At 57.5% G+C, this 5,186-nt stretch carries 5 protein-coding genes; all 5 read right to left on the reverse strand.

The window, feature by feature from the left end; all coding sequences use genetic code 11:
• Positions 1-1,724, reverse strand: a 1,724-nt coding sequence (locus HQL98_16090) for a phage tail tape measure protein (GenBank protein MBF0273565.1), incomplete at its 3' end; no start/stop codon positions are given.
• 128 nt (positions 1,725-1,852) lie between these two features.
• On the reverse strand, positions 1,853-2,260 hold the full coding sequence (locus HQL98_16095; protein MBF0273566.1) for a hypothetical protein: 408 nt from the start codon (positions 2,258-2,260) through the stop codon (positions 1,853-1,855).
• On the reverse strand, positions 2,260-3,165 hold the full coding sequence (locus HQL98_16100) for a hypothetical protein (GenBank protein MBF0273567.1): 906 nt from the start codon (positions 3,163-3,165) through the stop codon (positions 2,260-2,262). The genes HQL98_16095 and HQL98_16100 overlap by 1 nt, the downstream gene beginning before the upstream one ends.
• 13 nt (positions 3,166-3,178) lie before the next feature.
• A complete protein-coding gene (locus HQL98_16105; GenBank protein ID MBF0273568.1) occupies positions 3,179-3,589 on the reverse strand; it encodes a hypothetical protein in 411 nt (136 codons plus the stop codon).
• Positions 3,590-3,626: 37 nt separating this feature from the next.
• A complete protein-coding gene (locus tag HQL98_16110) occupies positions 3,627-4,967 on the reverse strand; it encodes a hypothetical protein (protein ID MBF0273569.1) in 1,341 nt (446 codons plus the stop codon).
• Positions 4,968-5,186 lie beyond the last annotated feature (219 nt).

The raw sequence follows: 5,186 nt of genomic DNA on the forward strand, positions 1-5,186 counted from the left end.
AAGCCAACAATACCGACATCTTCGAGACTTTCCGCGCCATGGGGGATGGCCTGCGATGCGGTGACGATAGCGGGCAGAAAAACAGTCCCCAGGTTCACGCCCGCCTCGGAGATGGCGTTGCTTGCCAGTTGCATCTGGGAGGCGGTGGTCTTGACCCGTTCGTTGAACTCCTTCTGCATGGACCCCGCGTAGTTCGTCTCCTTGGACACCAGATCCAGGGCGTTCTTGTAGCTGTCCAGACCAGCCAAAAGAATGGAGATGTCGTCGGCGTACTGCCTGCCGAAGATCGTGGCCAGGGTCTCGGACTGGGTCTGCTTGTCCAGGCTTTTCAGGGTCTCCAGGAACGTCAGCAGGGTTTGTTGCGGATTCCTGCCGATGTCGGCGGCCAGTTTTTCCGCAGAGATGCCCATCCGGGCCAACGCCTGTTTGAAATCCGCCTCGCGGGTGGGCGCGGTCTGCAGGATCAGCATCATTGCGTTGATCGCGGTGGCGGCAATCTCCGGAGGACGTCCCAAGGCCAGGAAAGCGGTTCCGAGGGCGGCGGATTCGGTGTTGGCCAGACCAAATACCTTGGCCATGCCTCCGGTGCGATTCATCACGTTGAGAATGTCTTTTTCAACCGCATTCGTGTTGTTGCCCAGATGGTTGATGGCATCTCCCAGGCGTTGCGTTTCCGGCACGGTCAATTTGAAGATGTTCATCAACCGCCCGACCGCCTCTCCGGCCTCGTTGGGAGAGATGTTGAAGGCGGTGGACATCTTGGCGACGACTTCGGTGAAACCACGGATCTCTTTGGAGGCGATTCCCATCTGCCCACCCGCTTCAGCGATTTTCGCCAGTCCCTCCAGGGGCACGGGAATTTCACGAGCCATCCCCTTGATATCGGCGGTCAGTTCTTTGAAGGCACCCGGTGTGGGAAAATCCACCACTTTTCTCACATTCGACATGGCGGATTCAAAGGCAATGGCCTCCCTGGATGACAGGCCGATACCCGCGCCCACGATGGCCAATTGCACCAGTTGCTCCCGGACCAGCATCAGGCGTCCCGCCCAACTGTCCGTGCCATTGCGCAAGGCGAGGATCCCCTCGGTCATCCTGACATGCGCCCTGGCCAGCTCGACACCGGTGAGATTGCCAGTAGCCCTCAGACGCTCGTAGGCCGCCTGAAGACGCAGCACCTCCCGATCCGTGTTGACCCTGGGGCCAAGGTTGAGGACGTTTCTGGCATCCTGGGTTCTGTTCATCAATCTGGCTTGCGCCTGAAATTTCGCCTCGTTGGCGGCCAGTTCGGCGCGAAGTCTGGCTTGTGCGGCGGCCAATCCGGTCGTTGATACCCCGGCAGCGGCCATGGAGGTGCGCAGGACGTTCAACGCGATGCTCTGCTGGATAAAGGTGGCCTGGGCGTCCGCCGCCGCTTTTTTGGCTTTTTCGAACTCCTGCTTCAGCCCTTTGACGGGTGGGCCGACCTGGTTGAAGGCAGCACCCAGCCGGGTGGCTTCCGCCTGGGCTTTCACCCACTCGGCGCGGGACTCCGCAACCCCTGTTTTGAGTTCCCGGAAGGCGGTAATGCTCGCCAAGGCGGACTGGATGCGCAGGCTCTCCTCTTTGGCGGCCTGGGTCATGCCGCGCATGCCGTCGGCCACGGTTTTCCTGACACTCCCCATGCCACGCCCGATGTCGGCGGTGTTCATGAAGAGCGTGAATTCCAGCGAAGCGGTGGGCATGGTTTATTTGCTCTTCATCGATGCGGTCAACTCTTCGGTCGCGGCCAGAAAAACAGGCCATGGGTAATCCCACACACCCGCATGACCAGCCCGCGCCAGGGCGCAGGCCGACCAGACCAGATTCTTGATCATGCCGGGGATGTCGTCTCCGGAGGCTCCGGATTGGCTAGCATCCATTGATCGGAGTTGATCAAGGCTGCATACGCTGAATGGGACTCCATCTCCCACATCAGCATCCTGCGCCTGCGCACGGTAAAAAAATCCGGGTTCATCTCCTGACAGGCGTCGATCAAGATCCTGATCTCCGAGGGCACCAGCGCGTCCAGCTCTGCCAACGAAAGGTTGGACATCAGCACGATGTCGGTCAAAGATGCGTCGTTGAACAGGCCATGGGTCACGAAATCAATGGTGCTGGTTTTGAGTTTTTCCAGTTCAACGAGCCAGTTGCGCATTTCGGCAACCGTTGGTTCCCGGATGATCACTTCGCGGGCAGGATCGCCCAGAGTGATGCTCTTGGTGCGTCGCATGGTCGTCATCACACCACCATCTTGATGTTGCAGTAAGCACTGATATCTTCACCGGTTTTGGTGTCGTCATTCAGCACGGTGCCGGTCAGCGTCAGGGTGGCGAAATCCTCGCCGATGAAGGCCAGATCCTTGGGTGCGGAGAACTTGACCCGGTACATATCGACGCTCAATGGCTTGCCGTTGCGCGCGAAGTTCTTGCCCGCGAACACCACCTGGTACTCTTCCCCGGCCTTGACCAACGCCTCGATGTTGGTCCCCTCGGTGGTGGTGTAGGCCACTTCGACCGGGGTGCCCGCCTCGGAGATCTTGCTGGAGGTGTCCGGGATGAAGATGCCCGCGCTGGTGATCTCGTATTCGCTGGCGGCCAACGCCCGCAATCCCTTGTCCGTCCAGGTGGCGGTCCCGTCGGTGGTGTCGGTGCCATCGGTCTTCCAGGCGGGGGCGGCGGCCCCGGAGGTGCCAGCCGTTTTGCACTCATAATAATGGGTGCCCGCGATGGGTTTGACCAATTGCCCGACGGCGTAGGCCGTGGACGCCACCCAGGCGTCCAGTGCCAGGGTCAGCGTCACCGCCGTCGGGCCGACGCCCGCAAGCTGAATCAGCCCGCCAGGGTAGGCGGTACGCGCCTCGCTGGTGAACGCTTGCGACGCCAAGACCGAATCGACGCCACGCAGGGCCATGGCCAGATTCTTCACGGAGAGGCTCGCAAAGGTGATGCTGGTCTCCACTTTGGAGATGAAACTGACGCTGTCGGCGATCCCGCCACCGTTCACGTAATCTTTCAGTTCTTTGGTTTCTTCCGTGAAATCCAATTTGTACTCCTTGCATTGCCCGACAAAACGCAATTTCCCACCGGTGCGCAGCCCGATGAAGACTCTCCCGGCACCGATGAGACTGACATGACTGCTGGCCATGGTATGATCCTTTTTATGAAATGAAACTCGTTGAGAACGCCACCGGGAAGTAATAGACCCCGTTGGGCGAATAGTCTGGAACAAAGGTCGATTTCACCCGCTTGAAAGGGAAAAACGTCTCCCCGGCAGGCTGCCAACCGTTCAGGGCCTTGATGACCTGGGCAATCAAAGGCCCGGCCTCATTCTCGGCGTCAGAGACCACCACCAGGCAGAGCCATATCTGCTCCACCTTTTGCGTGGCCCCGTCCTCCAGCAATTGAATTTGGCCGGGCCGGTCATCTTCCAGCAGGATCATGACCGCCGGAGGTAAATCAAAAGTCTCCTGGATTTTGGGCATGCCCCAGGTCGACTTGATGGTGACGTTGTTGATCTGATCGTTGAGACGGGCCACGATTAACGGTTCCATGGCAAGATAATCATTCATATCAAGTCTTCCTGGGTGATAGGGCGTGATGCTACCATTACGTGAGTACCGACACCGAATTGGAACCCAAGTTCGTCACATACATCTTGTCAGTGGATGGACAATAGACAACCCCAGTAGGCGCACTGCCGACAGTGCAACTCAACCAGGCATTTGTGGTCGGATGGATGACCGCCACATACGTAGAACCCTGATTGATGGCATAAATCCGATCAGTCGTTGGATTGTATGCGACACGCATCGTGGTTGAGCCAATGCCGGGAATCGTGAGGATGACTGTATTGTTTAACGGGTTGATGATCGACACATTACCGATCTGATTCGCCACATAAATCCGATCAGTCGACGGACAATAGGCCAATCCGAGGGGGTTGGTACTCACGGTTACCGTAGCAATCGTCGCGTTGGATTGAACATTGATGACCGATACCGAAGAGGAACCTTGGTTTGACACATAAATCCGGTCATTGAATGGCGAGTAAACGGCGGCCATCGGAGTGGTCTGAACATAAGCAGTGGCGACAATGAGTCCCGTCATCGGGTTGATAACCGCTACCGTCGCGGTATTCATGCAGGTAACGTACAATCGATCAGTGGTTGGGCAATACGCCAACCCCTGTGGTCCACCTGTGACCGTAATGTTGGACTCCACAACATTGGTCTCCGGGTTGATAACGGCGACCAGGGAGACCTGATTCGTCACATAAATCCGGTTGCTGGACGGGCAATACGCCACTTCCTGCGGACTGTTGGCGACACCGATCGTTGCCACCACCAATTTGGTATGCGGATTGATCACCGATACCGAACTGTTCCCCTGGTTCGCCACATAAATCCGATCGTTTGAAGGACAATACGCAGCGCCAACCGGCTGTGTCCCCACGGTGATGGATCCGGTATTCATGGCCACCCCCATGCAGTCAAGAAGGCCAAAATACCCTTTGATATGGGTTAACGGGGTTCCCGGTATCGATCCGGCATCCCCAGGGATACCCTGTGGTCCAATGGCACCAATCGCGCCGATTGTGCCCTTGATGTTGGTGGCGATCGTCCAGGCACCGGCGGATTTCAGATACCAGTCGTTCGTTGCCGTGTTGAGGTAGTGGTCGCCGTTGACTCCGATTCCAGCGGCAGGAACGGTGGTACCGTTCAAAACGGTCAGCCCATTGGTTCCAGCATTCCCGGTTGCGCCGGTTGTTCCCTGGATGCCCTGTGCGCCGGTCGGGCCAGTTGGCCCGGTCAATCCCTTGATGTTCATGACAACAGTCCAGACACCGGCGGATTTCAGATACCAATCATCGGTTGCCACGTTGAGATAATAATCACCGTCCACACCCTGGCCCGCATCTGGCGCGACGGTTCCGTTCAAGATGGTCATGCCGTTGATGCCTGGTGCGCCGGGGATGCCATCGACCCCTTGGATTCTGAGGTGGACCCAAAATCAAGGACAGGAACCGGATCAAAATAAGCTACACCTCGTTCATGGATGAAGGCCATTCCGGTTTGGCCTTTGACTTTCAAAATTGCGCAAATCCTTTCAATCACCCTTCGGGTACCTGATGAGGAGAAGACGGAAGAGCGTCGTGTAAGGAAATGT

The organism is Magnetococcales bacterium (assembly GCA_015231755.1).
In the GTDB taxonomy this organism is placed as follows: Bacteria; Pseudomonadota; Magnetococcia; order Magnetococcales; family Magnetaquicoccaceae; genus Magnetaquiglobus.